General features: G+C 69.0%; 13 protein-coding genes. 8 read left to right on the top strand and 5 right to left on the bottom strand.

Annotation, left to right across the window (positions count from 1 at the left end; all coding sequences use genetic code 11):
- Window positions 1-392: 392 nt before the first annotated feature.
- Together M3Q23_10465 and M3Q23_10460 are read left to right on the top strand one after the other, a co-directional pair.
- A complete protein-coding gene (locus tag M3Q23_10465) occupies window positions 393-2273 on the top strand; it encodes a serine/threonine-protein kinase (GenBank protein ID MDP9342493.1) in 1881 nt (626 codons plus the stop codon).
- A 160-nt stretch (window positions 2274-2433) separates the two neighbouring features.
- On the top strand, window positions 2434-2997 hold the full coding sequence (locus tag M3Q23_10460; protein ID MDP9342492.1) for a hypothetical protein: 564 nt from the start codon (window positions 2434-2436) through the stop codon (window positions 2995-2997).
- 162 nt (window positions 2998-3159) lie between these two features.
- On the opposite strand, the gene M3Q23_10455 is transcribed toward M3Q23_10460, so the two are convergent.
- Entirely contained in the window at window positions 3160-5427 is a 2268-nt protein-coding gene (locus M3Q23_10455; protein MDP9342491.1) for a hypothetical protein, read from the bottom strand.
- A 186-nt stretch (window positions 5428-5613) separates the two neighbouring features.
- On the opposite strand from M3Q23_10455, the gene M3Q23_10450 reads away from it, so the two are divergent.
- From M3Q23_10450 to M3Q23_10440, 3 genes are all read left to right on the top strand, one after another.
- Window positions 5614-5877, top strand: coding sequence for a hypothetical protein (locus M3Q23_10450; protein ID MDP9342490.1), 264 nt, complete (start codon window positions 5614-5616; stop codon window positions 5875-5877).
- Window positions 5878-6165: 288 nt separating this feature from the next.
- Window positions 6166-7836 (top strand): diguanylate cyclase, encoded by a 1671-nt coding sequence (locus tag M3Q23_10445; GenBank protein MDP9342489.1) that lies wholly within the window; start codon window positions 6166-6168, stop codon window positions 7834-7836.
- An 86-nt stretch (window positions 7837-7922) separates the two neighbouring features.
- Window positions 7923-8396 (top strand): response regulator transcription factor, encoded by a 474-nt coding sequence (locus M3Q23_10440; protein MDP9342488.1) that lies wholly within the window; start codon window positions 7923-7925, stop codon window positions 8394-8396.
- A gap of 85 nt (window positions 8397-8481) precedes the next feature.
- Here the strand turns inward: M3Q23_10440 and M3Q23_10435 are convergent, their stop codons facing one another.
- Both M3Q23_10435 and M3Q23_10430 read right to left on the bottom strand, forming a co-directional pair.
- A complete protein-coding gene (locus M3Q23_10435; protein MDP9342487.1) occupies window positions 8482-8904 on the bottom strand; it encodes a hypothetical protein in 423 nt (140 codons plus the stop codon).
- A 515-nt stretch (window positions 8905-9419) separates the two neighbouring features.
- A complete protein-coding gene (locus M3Q23_10430; GenBank protein MDP9342486.1) occupies window positions 9420-9647 on the bottom strand; it encodes a hypothetical protein in 228 nt (75 codons plus the stop codon).
- A 416-nt stretch (window positions 9648-10063) separates the two neighbouring features.
- Between M3Q23_10430 and M3Q23_10425 the strand changes: the two genes are divergently transcribed.
- Window positions 10064-11143, top strand: a complete 1080-nt coding sequence (locus tag M3Q23_10425; protein MDP9342485.1) for a hypothetical protein — start codon at window positions 10064-10066, stop codon at window positions 11141-11143.
- A gap of 39 nt (window positions 11144-11182) precedes the next feature.
- Here the strand turns inward: M3Q23_10425 and M3Q23_10420 are convergent, their stop codons facing one another.
- On the bottom strand, window positions 11183-13051 hold the full coding sequence (locus tag M3Q23_10420) for a serine/threonine protein kinase (GenBank protein MDP9342484.1): 1869 nt from the start codon (window positions 13049-13051) through the stop codon (window positions 11183-11185).
- 646 nt (window positions 13052-13697) lie between these two features.
- On the opposite strand from M3Q23_10420, the gene M3Q23_10415 reads away from it, so the two are divergent.
- Together M3Q23_10415 and M3Q23_10410 are read left to right on the top strand one after the other, a co-directional pair.
- Window positions 13698-14336 carry an ABC transporter ATP-binding protein gene (locus M3Q23_10415; GenBank protein MDP9342483.1) on the top strand — a complete coding sequence of 213 codons (639 nt, stop codon included), beginning with the start codon at window positions 13698-13700 and terminating at the stop codon, window positions 14334-14336.
- A complete protein-coding gene (locus M3Q23_10410) occupies window positions 14333-15052 on the top strand; it encodes a hypothetical protein (protein MDP9342482.1) in 720 nt (239 codons plus the stop codon). The genes M3Q23_10415 and M3Q23_10410 overlap by 4 nt, the downstream gene beginning before the upstream one ends.
- Window positions 15053-15357: 305 nt before the next feature.
- On the opposite strand, the gene M3Q23_10405 is transcribed toward M3Q23_10410, so the two are convergent.
- Complete coding sequence (locus tag M3Q23_10405) at window positions 15358-15630, bottom strand: hypothetical protein (GenBank protein ID MDP9342481.1); 273 nt, start codon at window positions 15628-15630, stop codon at window positions 15358-15360.
- Window positions 15631-16012 lie beyond the last annotated feature (382 nt).

Raw genomic sequence — 16012 nt, 5'->3', positions numbered from 1 at the left:
TGGTCATCGTCGAAGGTGATTCCCGTACGGTCCAAGGCGTGGGAAGATCGCATCCGAAAGGTGCCTTTCTCCGGGAGAGTTGGTTGGTTTGGTCACCGCCCATTCTCCCAGGTCAGAGGCACCTTTTCTCTCGTTCGTCCCCCTGGTCAGCCAAGTTCCCCGGTGGATTCAGGCTTAGGAGAGAGTTTGGCTGAGCCTCAAAGCGCGTTAACCCCGCGGCGTTGACCAGGGCAGGGAGGCTATGTGGCGGGGATCCCACCTGCCTGCCGATCTCATCGGGGAGCGGCTCTCGGCCCAGATCCTGCAAGAGTTGGCCCTCAAATGAGGGGAACCCCTTTCGGGAGCAGGTAACTCGGTTCTCAATCGCCGGGCCGGGGTGTACAACTCGCGACGTGAGCGACCAGCGGGTGGGGACCGAGATCGCCGGGTACCGGATCGAGGGCGTCATCGGCCGCGGTGGGATGGGCGTCGTCTACCTCGCCGAGCAGGCTTCCCCCAGACGGAAGGTCGCCCTGAAGGTCCTGGGGCAGGACCTGGCCGCCGACCCGAGCTTCCGCGAGCGGTTCGTCAGGGAGTCCGACGCCGCGGCCTCGATCGAGCACCCCAACATCGTGCCCATCTACCAGGCCGGCGAGGCGGACCGGGTCCTGTTCATCGCCATGCGCTACGTCGAGGGGACCGATCTGCGGGCCCTCCTGGAGCGCGACGGGCCGCTCCCCGCCGAGCGGGCCGCGTCGATCGTTTCCCAGGTCGCGTCGGCGCTGGACGCCGCGCACGAGGCGGGTCTGGTCCACCGCGACGTCAAGCCGGGCAATGTCCTGGTGGGCAAGGGGGATCACGCCTATCTCACTGACTTCGGCCTCATCAAGCGTCACGAGCGGGCCACCTCGCTCACCAAGACCGGCCAGTTCATGGGAACCATCGACTACGTGGCCCCCGAGCAGGTCCGGGGAGGCACCGTGGACGGGCGGGCCGACGTGTACTCGCTGGGGTGCCTGCTCTACGAGTGCCTGACCGGGAAGCCGCCGTTCCCGAGCGACCTCGAGGTGACCGTGCTGTACGCCCACCTGGAGGAGCCTCCGCCGTCGGTCACGACACGCCGGCCCGAGCTCCCGCCGGCCGTCGACCAGGTCGTGGCGAAGGCCATGGCCAAGAAAGCGGAGGACCGCTACCAGAGCGCGGGCGAGCTGGCGGGGGCGGCCCGCGACGCTCTCGCCACGCCTCGACAGTCCGAGCCGGCTCCCCCGGCCGCCGCTCCCCGTCGGAACGTCCGGCTCCTCGTCGCCTCGGGCGGGCTGGCCGCCCTGGCGCTCGTGGTCCTCGGGCTCCTCCTGTCGAGACACCACGGGTCGCCGGGAGCCGCGCCCAGCCACAGCCCGTCGACCCCCGCCACCACGACGGCGCCGCCCCTGAACTCCGTGGTCGAGATCGAGCCCTCCGGGAAGATCCTCCACACGATCCGCCATCCAAGCGTCGGCGCGGTTCCCCAGATCGCGATCGGGGAGGGCGGGGTGTGGCTCCTCGGGTTCCCGAACCTGGTGCACGTCGATGAGCGGACCGCGACCGTCCGCGCCGTCATCCCGACCCAGTCCGGCCCCGCCGTCGGCGCGGCCCTGGGCGTCGGCTACCAGAGCGTATGGGTCCCGGCGCTCAACGCCGTCCAGGTGTTCGATCCCGCCACGGACCGCCCGGTGGCCAATCTGGGTTTCCTGTCCCTCGGGAGTCCGAGCACGCTCGCCGTGGGCGACGGCTTCGTATGGGTCGGCTTCGGCGATGGAACGCTGATCCGGCTCGACCCCGGCTCGAGGACACGCGTGGGCGACGTCTCGGTCGGAGGCAGCATCGACGGGATCGCGATCGACCGGAGCGCGGTCTGGACGATGGACCGCCTGCACAACACCATCTCGCGGATCGACCCCCACAGCTCGAAGGTCACCCTCACCGCCCAGGTGGGCGGCAACCTCAAGGGCATCGCGGTGGGGTCGGGCTCGGTCTGGGTCCTGGACTCCTCGTCCGGCACCGTCGTGCCGATCGACCCCGAGACGGGCGCCGTGCATGCGGCCATCAGGGTCGGAAACGATCCGGCGGCCATCGCCGTCGGCCTGGGGGCCGTGTGGGTCACCGACAACACCGACGGCAGGATCTACCGCATCGACCCCTCGACCCACGACGTCTCCACCATCGACCTCGGGTCGCCCCTCTCAGCCATCGGCATCGATCAGCCCGCAGGCACGATCTGGGTGAGCGTGGCGAAGTCCCCCGCCTCCCGCTGAGGCCCCGGGGACCCCGGTCTCGGCGGAACACGACATTCTGTGGGCGTGCCTTCGTCATTTCGGGACCGAACCTTCGAGGAGGACTCCGCTGGGAGGTTGGGGAGCCCACATCGACGTCGTCGCGGCGCCGTGTCATCCACGCTGGCCCTTTGTGTAGCTCGTGCCCGGCGCGATCAACTTGTGTGTTCGAGAGCTCGCGGGTGGTGACCAGTACCAGGGGCGCCTCGCCTGCTACGCCCTCATGCCCTCCTGGTCCCCCGACGGCGGCCAGATCGTGTTCGCGGTGCAGTGCGACGGCGGGGCGCTCGGCCTGTGGTTGATTCGGCCCGACGGCTCCGGACTGCATCCACTCATTCGCGCGAAAGGGACCGGGGCCCCCGCGGACCTGCACCCATCGTGGTCTCCGGACGGAGCTCGACTGGCGTTCGACCGAGGCGGCGCCGTGTACACGGTGAACGCGGACGGGGGCGGGCTCGCTCACCTCGTCCGGGGAAGCGGGCCGTCGTGGTCCCCGGACGGAAGCTCGATCGCCTTCGCCGGCCGGCTCGACGTGTTCGTGCTGGACCTCTCCACCGGCCGTGTCCGCCGGGTGATCAGGGGGGCCTCCAGTCCGGCGTGGGGGCCCGGCGGGAGCGAGGGTGAGCCGGGCCGGAACCCTTTGCTCCCACCAGCAGTCATTCCGGTGGTGAAAGACCACCCGCGACCGCTGGCGGCGCTGGCGTGACCCGGGGATCCGGCCAGGTTTTCGACCCGGCGTGGACCTGGCTGCGGCACCTCGACGCACCTCGGGAGCTGCCGGCATCCCCCGATTCCTCTGACGTTCCTGAGTTGCGTGAGGAGGTCGCGGGGCAGGACCGCATGTGGAGAGTTGGTGGACGACCTCTGCCTACATGAAGGGTGCGACTCCGATGTCGGCGTTGAGTCGGGAGACCCACACGGACCGCCCCCACGTGCCCAAGTACAGGTAGTCGCCGCGCTTCTCCCCCACGAACCGTAGATCCGCGCAGTGCGGTCGGACCGGGAGACCCTCGGATGCACTGTCCCACGACGCGCCCGCGTTTCGGCTCACGTAGACCTTCCGGTCCGTGGCCACGAAGACCACCGACGGGGAGTGCGTCCAGTCGAGCTCGAGCGCGTAGAACGTCTGGTCGGGGGGCAACCCACTGGTGACGGGCCTCCAGCCCTGACTATCCAGGGCCATCACGTAGTTCTGGCTCCAGACTGTGCCGCCCTGCTGCCAGCTCACCCCGTTCAGGACGGCAAAGGCGTCGGTGTCGGTCGCCGCCGCGATACCGTCGAGGGCCCCCCCGCCGACGAGCGACGTGGTGGGGCTGGGAGGGGGAAGCTGGATCTGCATCTCGGAGACCCGGCCCGGGTCAAGGACGAAGATCCTTCCGTCGGTCGAGCCGGCGAAGATCGTGCCGCTCGGCACCGGGGCGACCGAAGCGATGGTGGCCCCGGAGGCGAGAGGGACGCTCGCCAGGTATCGCCATTCGAGCCCGCTCGGAGGGTTTGCCAGGCAGAGCCCGTAGACGTCGGAGCCCGAGGCCACGGCGGCGAGGATGCTCGGGGCACCGGGCCACGAGAACCGCTCGCGGCTGACGGCCCCCCGGGGACTGGCGATGCCCTGGGGAGCGGGCGGGCCGGAGGATCCGGCGGAGGTGACCGGGATGACCCCCTTGGAGTCGAAGCTCACGCCGTTCCAGATGGCGAGCTGTGACGGTCGATCGGGGGTCTGTCCTGCCACGTTGCGAGCCAGATACGAATCCACGAGGAGGTTCAGGCCACCGTCCCCGCCGTCGAGCTGCCGCCAGGGTGTGGACACCTGACCGAACACGCAGTACACGTTGCCGTTGTCCTGCACTCCCAGCGCAACCAGCCCGTCCTCGGTCAAGGAGGCGCCCAGGCTGCTGTAGAAGCCTCGCGGCTGTTGCTGCATCCCGCACTGGTGATTGGGGAGCTCACGGTTGTAGTCGCTCCGGAAGCTTCGGCCGTCGAGCGTCGCCAAGTCCTCGGTGCTGGCGAGCCCCCCGTCGCTTCCGACGTACAGCCGCCGGACCGGATTGGGATTGGGCGGATCCTCCGCGAAGTAGACGGCGTGGATGTCGGCGTGAAGATGAGGGCTGGAGGGACTGACTTGAAGCCACGTCATCCCACCGTCCTTGGAGGCGAACGGGCCGTGGGTCCAGCCGATCGCGACGTAATCGGCGTCCCACGTGCTCACCGCGATGCAGTTCTGGCGATCGCCGCCGTGGGGCCCCGCCAGAGCGACCAGGTCCTTGGCCGATCCCCGGACCTTCGTTCCCCGCTGCTGGAAGGTCTGCCCGCCGTCCTCGGATCGAGCAACCATCATCACGGACATGCTCTTTTGGGAGCACAGCGCGTACACAAAGGTGGGAAGGAAGGTGGCAGCATCGACCGAGACCGGGCCCATGGCCCACTCCACGGGGGTGATGTCGCGGCCATCCGGATCGAACAAGAGGGAGCGCTTCATGACCAAGTCCCCGGCGTCCCACCGGCCGACGAAGATCCCTCCAGGATCCTGCCCGAGCCCCATGCCGCCGGCGACCACGGTCAACGACGCCAGATCCTCCTGCCACCCCTCCCCCCCGTTCGGATCGGTCGCCGCAAGGGCCAGGTCGAAGTACCGGTACCCGGCCGGGACCTGTGGGTCGTCGATCGCTCGCTTCCACGAGTATTGGCCGGCGGACCCGGAGGGGATGGGAGACCAGAAGATGCCCTTGTCGCACGCCAGCACGATCCACCGGTGGGGCCTCACGACGGCGATGGTGTAGATGGGCCCCGTGTCCGGGAGGTTGGGAACGGTCTTCCATGTCAGGAGTGGGAGCGCATTCGTCACATCGGTTTCCCACAAGACCCCGTCGGCCGTCCCGGCGTACAGGTGACGGGGCCCATCAGGCCCGAACCCCAGGCAGTCGACGTCGGGGTGATCCCAGCCGCCGCTCAGCGAGACCGCCGGCTGCCCCGGAATGATCATCCATACCCCGCCGGTCTCCGTCGCGATGACGACGGCGCCCGAGTCGAGCTGGAGCACATCCCGGACATTCCCTGCGTTCCATGCGTCCTGGGTCTCGTCCCTAAGCAGGCCGAAGGGATTCACCTGGACCCAGTGAACTAGCGGATCCTCGGCCATGGCAGCACCTCCTGTTAGCCCTCCGAGGGCTGCAACCCTGGCACGGACGGCGGGCTGATGGTACCCCCGTGTCCCTTGGACGACCGAGCATCCGCTCGCCCGCGCCGCCTTTGCAGGCATGAGGTACAACGGCGTACACTTGCGAGGTCCGGCGCTACCGCTCGGCCCACGATCAAAGGAGACACCATGCCTACCGTGATCGCCCACCACGACGTGAAAGACAAGGATCATTGGCTTGCCTCGCCGAAGCGCGAAGAGGTCTTCGGCCCCCTCGGCGTCACCAACATCCGAACGTTCGTCGACCCGCAGAACCCGACCCGAGTGGCGGTACTCATGGACGTTGCCGACATGGATGTCGTCATGGGCGCGATGCAGAACGAGGCGATGGCCGAGGCGATGGCGTATGACGGCGTACTGCCCGAAACTTTGGTGATCCTCGTCGAGGCGTAGTTTCCTTTCGCAGGAGCCGAAGGGCTTGAACTTGTCGCAGGTACCGGACCCTGGATGACCCCTCGGACGATCCTGCACCCGCCCAAGGGCATGCGCGGAACAGCAAAGCCCGGGATGCTCTGAGAGCGGCCATTGACGAAGCCAGGCAATTCCTGAACGCGCACGGAGAGAAAGCCTCGGCGGTCCCGATTCTCTGGGAGATAGACTCGCCTCCCTAGCCCAGGGTAGGCACTCGGGCAGAAATTCAGGCCGGCCAGCTCTCGGGATGACGAGCGTCTGGCCGAGGAGGTGGCCCGCGCCATCCGCCTCCACTCGAGCGTCTCGCTCCTGGTGTTTGACATCGACGACTTCAAGTGGGTCAACGACAGCTACGGGCACCTGGTCGGCGACCGCGCCCTGCACGAGCTGGCGAAGACGTGCCGGGCGGTGTGCCGGGCGGAGGACCCGGTGTGCCGGATCGGGGGCGAGGAGTTCGCCATCATCCTGCCGGGGCAGAGCGCCCCCGAGGCCGCCTCCCTCGCCGACCGGCTCCTGCAGGCCGCCCGCGAGCTCTCATTGCCCTCGGGCATCCGGACCACCATCAGCCTCGGCCTGGCCGAAGCGCCCCGCCAGGCCACCGGACCCCGGCGCCTGTTCGCCTGCGCCGACGCAGCGTTCCTGGCCGCCAAGGCGGAGGGCAAGGACCGGGTGGTCGTGTACGGGAGCGAGGAGTTCGCCGACGCGATGGGGTCACGGGAGCACGAGCCGCGCATGCTGGCCTCGCACCGCCTGGCGCGGGCCAGGGGCCGGCGGCGGTCGAAGCGGGACGTCCCGGACGTCCAGCTTCCCGAGCTGAGCTCGCTGGCCCAGATGAGGATGCTCCACAAGCTGGCGTCGCGCCTGACCCGGCTGAACGACGAGGCCTCCATCGGCGAGGTCATCACGGCCGAGCTCCGCGGCCTCATCGACTACCACAACTGCCGGGTCTACGTGCTGGACGAGCCCACCGAGATGCTCATCCCCGTCGCGTTCCGGGGCGAGCTGTCGGAGTACGAGGGCGAGACGTTCGACGCCCTGCTCACGCGCGTCGGCGAGGGCGCGACCGGAAGGGCCGTCGAGCGGCGCGAGACCATCTACGTCCCCGACGCGGCGCACTGCGACTTCGCCATCCAGATCGAGGGGACGCCGGAGATCGACGAGACCATCCTGGCGGTCCCGCTCCTGTACGGCGAGCGCGCCACGGGCGTCATCGTGCTCTCGCGCCTGGGACTCGACCAGTTCGACGAGAACGAACGGCGCCTGCTCGAGGTCCTGGCCTTCAACGCCGCCACCGCGTTCGAGAACGCCCGGCTCATCAAGGGCGAGCGAGAGGCGGCCCGCACGCTCGAGGAGGCCTACCTCTCGACCGTCGAGGCGCTCGCCAACGCGCTGGAGGCGAAGGACACGCACACCCACGACCACGCCCGGGCCCTCGCAGAGATGGCCCTGGCGGTCGGCCGGGAGCTCGGCCTGGAGGGGGAGCCACTCCGGACGCTCGAGCTCGCCGCCCTGTTTCACGACATCGGCAAGATCGGCGTGCCCAGCGAGGTGATCAGGAAGCCCGGCGCGCTCACCCCCGAGGAGTGGGTGGAGATGAAACGGCATCCAGAGATCGGAGCGCAGATCATCGCCCCGGTCCCGTTCCTCCATCCGATCGTGCCGATCGTGCGGGCCTGCCACGAGCACTGGGACGGCAGCGGCTACCCCGAAGGCCTGGAGGGAACGCGGATCCCCGTGGAAGCCCGGATCATCCTCGTGTGCGACGCGTTCCACGCCATGACCAGTGACCGCCCGTACCGACGAGCCCTCCCCGTGTCCGAGGCGATCCGGCGATTGCTGGAAGCGGCCGGCACCCAGTTCGACCCGGTCGCCGTGGATGCGTTCGTCCGGCTGAACCGCACCGGCCGCCTTGACACCGGCGAGCGCCACCTCACGGCGTGACCGTCACCTGGCGTCCGTGGTTCGCCTCGCGTGTTCGGCCAAAGAATTGGCCCAACGGCCGATGCCAAGGAGGGACGCCTTCAGGGATGCTTGTCCCGCTGGGGGAAGAGCACGCAGGCACGCAACAGGACACCACCCGGGGAATCCGACCTCGCGTCGTCCTGGTAGAGGACGACCTGGAGAACCGGGCCCTGCTCCGGCAGGTGCTCGAGGCCGAGGGCATCGAGGTCCTCGGGGAGGCGGGCGAGGGCACGGAGGGAGTGAGGATCGTCCGGGCTCTTCACCCCGACGTCGTCCTCATGGATCTGCACATGCCCGGGACCGGGGGGATCGAGGCCACCCGCCCGGGCCATCAAGGAGGAGGTCCCTCCCAGGTGATCGTGCTCACGGCCTACGACGGGCCCCTGCCGACACGAAGCGCACACGAGGTGGGTGCCTACGCGTACCTGGTGAAGGGGTGTTCCCCGGCGCTGATGCGCGATGTGATCGTCCAGGCGTACGGGCGTTGTGTGGCCCTCGGCCGGTCGGCGGGAGCCCGGGGAGCATCCCGCCGGGCCTGACGCAACTTGCTGGGTCGGGCCAGGACCCTGCGGGAACTGCCGCCATGGGGTTGTGACGGGTCGATCGAGGGGTCGGGAGCAGGAACTACTTCTGTCCGACCACCGAGCAGCGATAGAACTCCTCGGTGTCGGTGAGGGTGATCTGGCCGGCTGCCGCGGCCGCCACGACGTCGGTGTCTGAGGTCAACTGGACCGGGGTGACGCCCGGGTTGAACGTGATCTGGACCTCCTCCCAGATCGGGTTGAAGCCGTCGCCCTGGATGGCGTCCAGGACCGAGACGAAGCTCACTCCAGCGGCCGCGCACGCGTCGCACTGGTAGATCGTGTTGAACGACGGGTTCTTGTGCAGATCGGGCTTGAGGAGCTTGAAGTTGATAGTGAAGAGCTGCCCATCGTAATAGGCCGGCATGTCCCCGCCGGACCCGTTCGGGCTCCCAGCGAACGCCGGTCCGGCGATCGAGAGCACCAGGATCGCCGCAAGGGCACTCAGTAGAACCTTCTTGCTCACAGGCGGTCTCCCTTCCGGGGCGCACCCAAAGACTGCACCGACCTGCCTCGACAGACCCAGTTGGACCCGCCCCGGCCGAGCATCGACTCGATGCGGTAGCCGGCGATGGTGGTGCCGATGCGAGAGTCGGTAACCATCTTTCCGCCCGGGGGAGGTTGTACACCTCTGCGCCAATCGGGGGAAGGCTCCTTACCTGCGGAGGCCGATGTCGGCGCCTCCACCGCCGCGAGCGCTGTTGAGTTCGCGCCGCAGGAACACAGTTGGGCCTGTACGGTGCGCTTCCGCCGGTGGTCCGAGCGAAGAAGGGCTTGAGCGGCCACCCGGGGTTCAGAGGGGACAGCCACTCATTGGGGCAGTGTTGTTGAGCGAAGAATCTTCAGGGTCGCGCTCACCAGCCGGTCCGCGTGCGGTCCACGGACGCATCCGAGGAACTCGCCCTGCCTGGTGCTGAGCACCTCCAGGGCCACCCCGACCAGGGCGATCAGCACATAGACGGAGGATCAGGTCGTGGCTGGTCATCGCTTCACCAGAAACCAGCCGAAAGCCACCCACAGGAGCAGGGCGACCGACCGACCCGGGTACGTGGCCAGGACGGGGTCGGTGAGGACGCTCAAGGTGGGGTGGGCGGGGGAGTCGGTCCTGAGCGAGGGCTGAAGCAGCAGCTCGGTCAGCTCCCACAGGGCGAGCGCCAGGACCCCTCCGCCCTCGCGGCAGGATGGGCGGAAGGATGGATGGGCGTCCACGAGGCGCGCTCCCGGCGAGGGGCGCGTGGATCGTGGTGGGAGGCCCCCGGAACTTCCGGGGCTCCGGCTCGCCGGCCACGATCTTCGGTTTCGTGCCCTGAGCCTCGGTTGGCGGGCGAGGACAGCCGCGTGCAGGCCCATGAGCGATACGAACCGCGATCCCCCAGTCCTTGACCGATCGGCACCGGAGCCTCGACACTGAGCGGACGCCTGTCATGGGGGGACAGATGCGAGTCCGCCTGGTTTCGTCTTCGGCCGCCGCTATGGCTGCCTCGTTGGTGCTCGTCTGCGCCATGGTTGGCACGGCCTGGTCGGGAGCGTCGACCCATCCTCGGGCGGCCTCGGCCTGTGGGGTTCGGGCGGCACGGCAGCCGGACGCCGGGACGGGAACCGGCCTCCTGAACGCGGTCGCGGCGGTGAGTTCCACCAATGCCTGGGCCGTGGGGTATCGCGGGGCGTTCGACCAGGGTCATACCCTCATCGAGCACTGGAACGGGCATGCTTGGAAGGTCCGGCAGAGCCCGAACGTGGCCTCGGTCCCCAACCAGTTGACGGCCGTCGCGGTGGTCTCACCCGCCAACGCTTGGGCCGTCGGGTACAGCCACACCTACGTGCACGGTCGCACGCTCATCGAGCACTGGAACGGCCATGCCTGGAAGCTCCAGGGGAGCCCGAATGTCGGGACCGGCGCGAACCTCCTGAACGGGGTCACCGCGACCTCTCCGACGAACGCCTGGGCCGTGGGCTACTCTGGTGCCTCTCACCACGCTCGAACCCTCGTCGAACACTGGGACGGCCACGCCTGGAAGGTCCAGCCGAGCCCGAACGTCGGGACGTCGGCGAACTACCTTCTCGGGGTCTCAGCGACCTCCGCCACCGACGCATGGGCTGTTGGAAGCCACGTCGTGGGGGGCAGCCTTCGGACCCTGATCCTCCACTGGGACGGTCAGTCCTGGACGGTCCAGCACAGCCCGAGCGCGGCGGGCGTCGGCAACTCCCTCTCCGCCGTCACCGCGACATCCTCCACCGACGCCTGGGCCGTGGGAAACCAGTCGAACGGCGGTGACACCCAGACCCTGATCCTCCACTGGGACGGCCACGCCTGGAAGGTCCAGCCGAGCCCGAGCCTGGTGGGCGGTGGCAACTTCCTGTCCGCCGTCGCGGCGACCTCGTCGACGAACGCCTGGGCGGTGGGCTCGTTCATGCCGCCGCTCAATCCCGCCAGGACGCTCATCGAGCGCTGGAACGGCCACGTCTGGAAGATCCAGCGGAGCCCCAACGCTGGCGTGGCCCAGAACAACCTGTATGGGGTTTCAGCCACCTCGAGCACCAACGCGTGGGCCGTGGGCGCCCACACTCCCGGGTTGCTCCACGCCCTGACCCTCATCGAGCACTGGAACGGCCACGGCTGGAAGATCCAGACGAGCCCCAACCCTGGAGCCATGCCGAGCAACCACGCCGGCGTCGCGCCGGAGGCCTGTACCCCTTCGGGCTAGGAGGCCGTGGCTCCTCGCGCGTGACCTGCGCCGCGACGGTCAGGCGATTGGCGGGTGGCCGGGCCCGGCGTCGGTCGCCCACCACGTCTGGAGCTTGTCCCAGTTCCCGCCTGCGCTCTTGGCCACCGTGAGGACGGTCAGGTTCGCATCCGTCCACGCGATCCATTCGTCCGCGCCGTCCTGGAAGCAGGTGAAGCGCCCGTAGACGGGATAGAACTTGGAGAACGGCAGCGCCTGCTTCGTGTCGAACGTGTGCACGACGTTGGTCGCCGCGCCCGCCGGATCCAGAGACTCCTTCTCGACGTACCAACGCCGCTCGATCGGATGGATGGTAGCACAGCGCTGCTGGTTCGCGTTCTCGTTCACCGCGATGTGGTTCGACGTGAGGATCTGCTGGTAGTCCACCCCGACCTCGTCGCGGTCGTGTTTGAACATGTACCAGGCCGTGAAGGTGTTCCCGCCGAAGCTGACGTGGTCGCACAGCAGGAACACGTCCGCCACGGGTGGCTGCTGGGCCGCTCCCGGCAGCGGCAGCTTGGCCGCGTCGGTCTTCCCGTTCAGGGTCACGCACCCGTCCCGGATCTCGGCCGGAACGTGCTTGGCCAGCAGGCACGTGATGCTGTCCGCGGCGATCTCGGTGCCGCCGACGCTCACCGGGTTCCCGTTCAGGTCGGTGCATCCTGAGCCTGCCGGTATCGGCACGGGCCCACCGGTGGCCCGGGGCGACTTGCCTGGTGTCGTACCGGCCGTGTTCTTGCCGAGGAGGTACCCGCCGGCCGCCAACGCCACGGCCAGGAGCGCGGCGATCGGCAGGACCCAGGCGGGCCTTCGGGTCCGTTCGCGTTCCCGAGGTTCTCGTTCGATGGGGCGCCTCCCCGGCTGCTCCACCGGAGGCGGCCCCGGCAGCGGCGCCGGTGCAGCCGGTGCAGCCGGTGCAGGCGGCGCTGCGGGGAACGACCTCGAGGCGGCCTCCGTCTGCGCGGATTGCGGCATCGGTTCCGGCCGGAGATGCGTCATCGACGAGTCCGGGGGTCCGGTGACCGTCGCCCCGGTGTCCGCCGAGGCGGCGACGGCCTCCGCGGCCGACGCCAGGTCGCCGCAGCTCGCGAACCGGTCTTCGGGCGCCTTCGCCATGGCCCGTGCGACCACCTGGTCGATCGCCGGGGGGAGATTCGGCTTGCTCGCGGTGACGCGCGGTGGTGGCTCGTTCATGTGGGCCCACATGACCGACATGTCGTTGTCCTTGACGAACGGCACGCGTCCGGTCAGGCACTCGAACAGGACACAGCCCAGGGAGTAGACGTCCACCTGGCCGGTGGGGGGCGCGTTCCCCTCGATTCGTTCCGGGGCCAGATAGTCGATGCTCCCGACGAACGTCCCGGTCTTCGTGTAGCCGGTCTTGGAGTCGGCGCGCTTGGTCAACCCGAAGTCGGTGAGGTACACGTGCTCGGAGCGCGATCCCGACGCCGGTGTCACCAGCATGTTGGCCGGTTTGACGTCTCTGTGGATCAGCCCGGCCGCGTGGGCCGCGTCCAGCGCGTTGGCCGCCTGGCGGATGATCGAGACGGTGCGTCGGAGATCGAGTGGGGCCTCGTTCACGATGATGGTCTTCAGGTCCGAGCCCTCGACGAGGCGCATGGCGATGTACAGCACCCCGTCGGTCTCGCCGGCGTCGTAGATCGGCATGACGTTGGGGTCGTGCAGGGATGCGGCCAGCCGCGATTCGCTGATGAAGCGCTCACGGAACCGCTCGTCGTCGGCCAGCTCGGGCGCCATCACCTTGAGCGCGACCTTGCGACCGAGCCGGAGATGCTCGGCCAGGTACACGATGGCCATCCCGCCGCGCCCCAGCACGGACTCGATGCGATAGCCGGCGAGCTCGGTGCCGACGCGAGGGACCATGCTCATTCGCGCTTTCCTACCATGAACGGGGACTTCAGGCGATGCGTGCTCGGAACCTGTCAACCACTTTGAGACACCTTCCCGCGGGAATTACCGACTCTCCACCTCCTCTTCGACCTCTGGCTTGTTGATCCACACCGCGGTCGGAACCTCGGGCGGAGCTGGGGGCTTGCGAACGAAGCGCTCGGGATGCGCCGCGTACGCCGCGGCGAGGACCTCCGCCCGGCGCTTCGTGAGCTCGGGAGCCCGTCCGTGTGCACGGCCTCGGGCGTCATGAACCCGATGCCGGAATGGTGGTGGGACGCGTTGTACCAACCGAAGAACTCCCGGCAGAAGGCCGCCCAGGGCGGCCGGCAGACGTTCGCACAGGTCAGGGTACCTCTTTCGGTGCCCCCGGCAGGAATCGAACCTGCGACACACGGTTTAGGAAACCGTTGCGGCCTCGATCTAGGCGACACGCTGCGGCTTTGATCCCCGAGAACGCGGTCGCCACCACCGTGTGCTCGACTTCGGGGTCGTCGCGTCGCCGCCGAATCGCACCCAGGGCCGACCGGCGGCCCTAGTGTGGGTGTATCGGTAGTGACGAGCCGTGGTCGTCGGCCACGCCCGCTGACGCCTCGACGCTCAACACAAGCGAATGGAGAATGGCCCGGTGAGCGCCGCGCCCCTGCTGCTCGCGACGGAGATCTCCAAGTCGTTCGGACGCAGGCGGGTCCTCCGAGAAACCAGCCTGTCGGTCCGGTCGGGTGAGGTGGTGGCGCTCGTCGGCGAGAACGGAGCCGGCAAGACCACCCTCCTCCGGATCTGCGCGGGCCTGCTGGCGCCGAGCGCCGGCCGCGTGCTCACCGCGGGCCGCGTCGGCTACTGCCCCCAGGAGCCGGGGGTCTTCGACCTCCTGACCGCGGACGAACACTTGGTCCTCTTCGGGACCGCGGCAGGTCTGTCCAGGGCGGGCGCCCTGGCCGGGGGGAGGGATCTCCTTCGGACCTTCGAGTTCCCGGTCGAGGAGCCCACCGTGGCCAAGGACCTGTCGGGGGGAACCAGGCAGAAGCTGAACGTCGCCCTGGCCCTCCTGGGGGACCCCCCGATCCTGCTGCTGGACGAGCCCTACCAGGGGTTCGATCGTGGGAGCTACGTCAACTTCTGGGATCACGTGGAGCGATGGCGTCGGGAAGGGAGGGCCGTCGTCATCGTGACGCACATGCTGGCCGAGCTGGAAAGGGTGGACCGGGTGGTCGAGCTCACCCGGCTCCACGACCCCACTGGGGTGCGCCCGGAGGGATCCTCGTGACCGCGCTCCGGAGAACGCTCACCATCGCGGAGATGCAGGGGCGGGACCTGGGTCGCCGGCGCCTGTCGCTCCTGCTGCTCATCGCGCTTCCCCTGTCGTTCTACGGGGCCATGGCCGGGCACCAGACGGACGCCGTCATCCCGGGCGCGATCGCCATGGCCTTCTCCGTCGCCGGGGCGGCGATCTTCTCCGTGCTGAGCTCCCGCCGGGTGGACCAGCGGCTCGTGATCATGGGCTATCGCCCCGGTGAGCTCCTGGTAGGGCGACTTGTCTGCCTGGCGGTGCTGAGCGTCCCCATCGTCGCTGGATCGGCCGCCCTGATGGCCGCCGTGTCGGGGCCACCACGGCCCTGGATCTTCGGCCTCGGCGTCGCCATGGTGGCCGTGGTCGCCCTCCCCTTCGGCCTCGCGGTGGGCTCCCTCGTCCCGAGGGAGCTCGAGGCCACACTGGTCCTGATCGGCGTCGTGGGCATCCAGCTCAGTCTCAGCTCCTCCGATGCGTTGGCGAAGGCTCTGCCCTTCTATGGCGCGGAGAGGCTCATCGACATCTCCCTCGGCGACACGTCCTCCGTGTGGGCCATGGTGGCCGTCAGCCTCTTGTACGCGGCCGCGCTGCTCGTCGTCTCGCTGTTGCTCATGGCTCGACGGGTTCGGGTCCGGCGGAATGATCACCCGGCCGGGGACATCGCCCTGGGATCCCCCAGCGGGGAGGTCTAGGCGCCGAGCGGGGTGAGCGCATCGATCGTCCCGGCAGCGTACCAATAGACCGCCGCGGCAGAAGAGGCCGCGGGAGGGACCCGTGGCCGTTCCCAATTCTGCCGCCTTCGTGCGCTCGGCCACCCCCATGAGCGATTGATTCCGCGCGGTCGACAGCCACGCCTCTGAACGACCTGCCTGCGGGGAGCGGGCCCGGAAACTCTGGAGCGGATGGTGAGGGACCACGGCCTCACCGAGGGGAACCGGAATCGAGCGAGGAGGAGGTGGCCCGGGTCCTCGAGAAGGGCGCCGAGCCATCGGATGCCCTACGGACCGTCCTCGCCATCCGCTGGCCCGAGCCGCCCCCGCCGGGCCGTGACGGCTGCGACCCCGACGTCGCGGAGATCGCCGCCCACGTTCCGGGCCTGCTGGGTGACCCAGGCGCTGTCCGGGCCCGTCGTCCCCCCGGCCAGGTGCACCCGCCTGGTCTTCAGCTCGATGAAGAACAGGACGTAGTAGGTCCTCAGCAGGAGCGTCTCGACGGTGAAGAAGTCACAGGCCAGGATGCCCGAGGCCTGGGACCGGCGAACTGGCTCCACGTCGGTCCCCTCCGAGGAGCAGGGGAGAGCCCTGCGCGGCGAAGGATCGTGGCGATCGACGTGGCGGAGAGGCTGATCCCCAAGCCGAGGAGTTCACCCTGGATCCGTCGGTAGCCCCGCCGGGGGTTCTCCCGGGCCAGCCGCCGGACCAAGTCCCTGGTCTCAGGGTCGATGGCGGGTCGGCCGGGCCGCCGGCGCGGCCTGGTCCACTTCCTTCTCACCAACTGGCGATGCCACTGCAGGAGCGTCTCGGGGCGGACGATGAACGAGTGCCATAGCCCTCTCGGAAGGAGCCTGCTCGCCCGCGGCAAGGAACGCCCGGTCCGATGCCCGATTGGCGGGTCGCTTGACCTGACGACGGAGGACCGCCAGTTGGTGGCGA

The organism is Actinomycetota bacterium (genome assembly GCA_030774015.1).
Taxonomy (GTDB): Bacteria; Actinomycetota; UBA4738; order UBA4738; family JACQTL01; genus JALYLZ01.
Note: the sequence above shows the minus strand (reverse complement) of the source record. Positions and strands in the feature narration are given on the sequence as shown.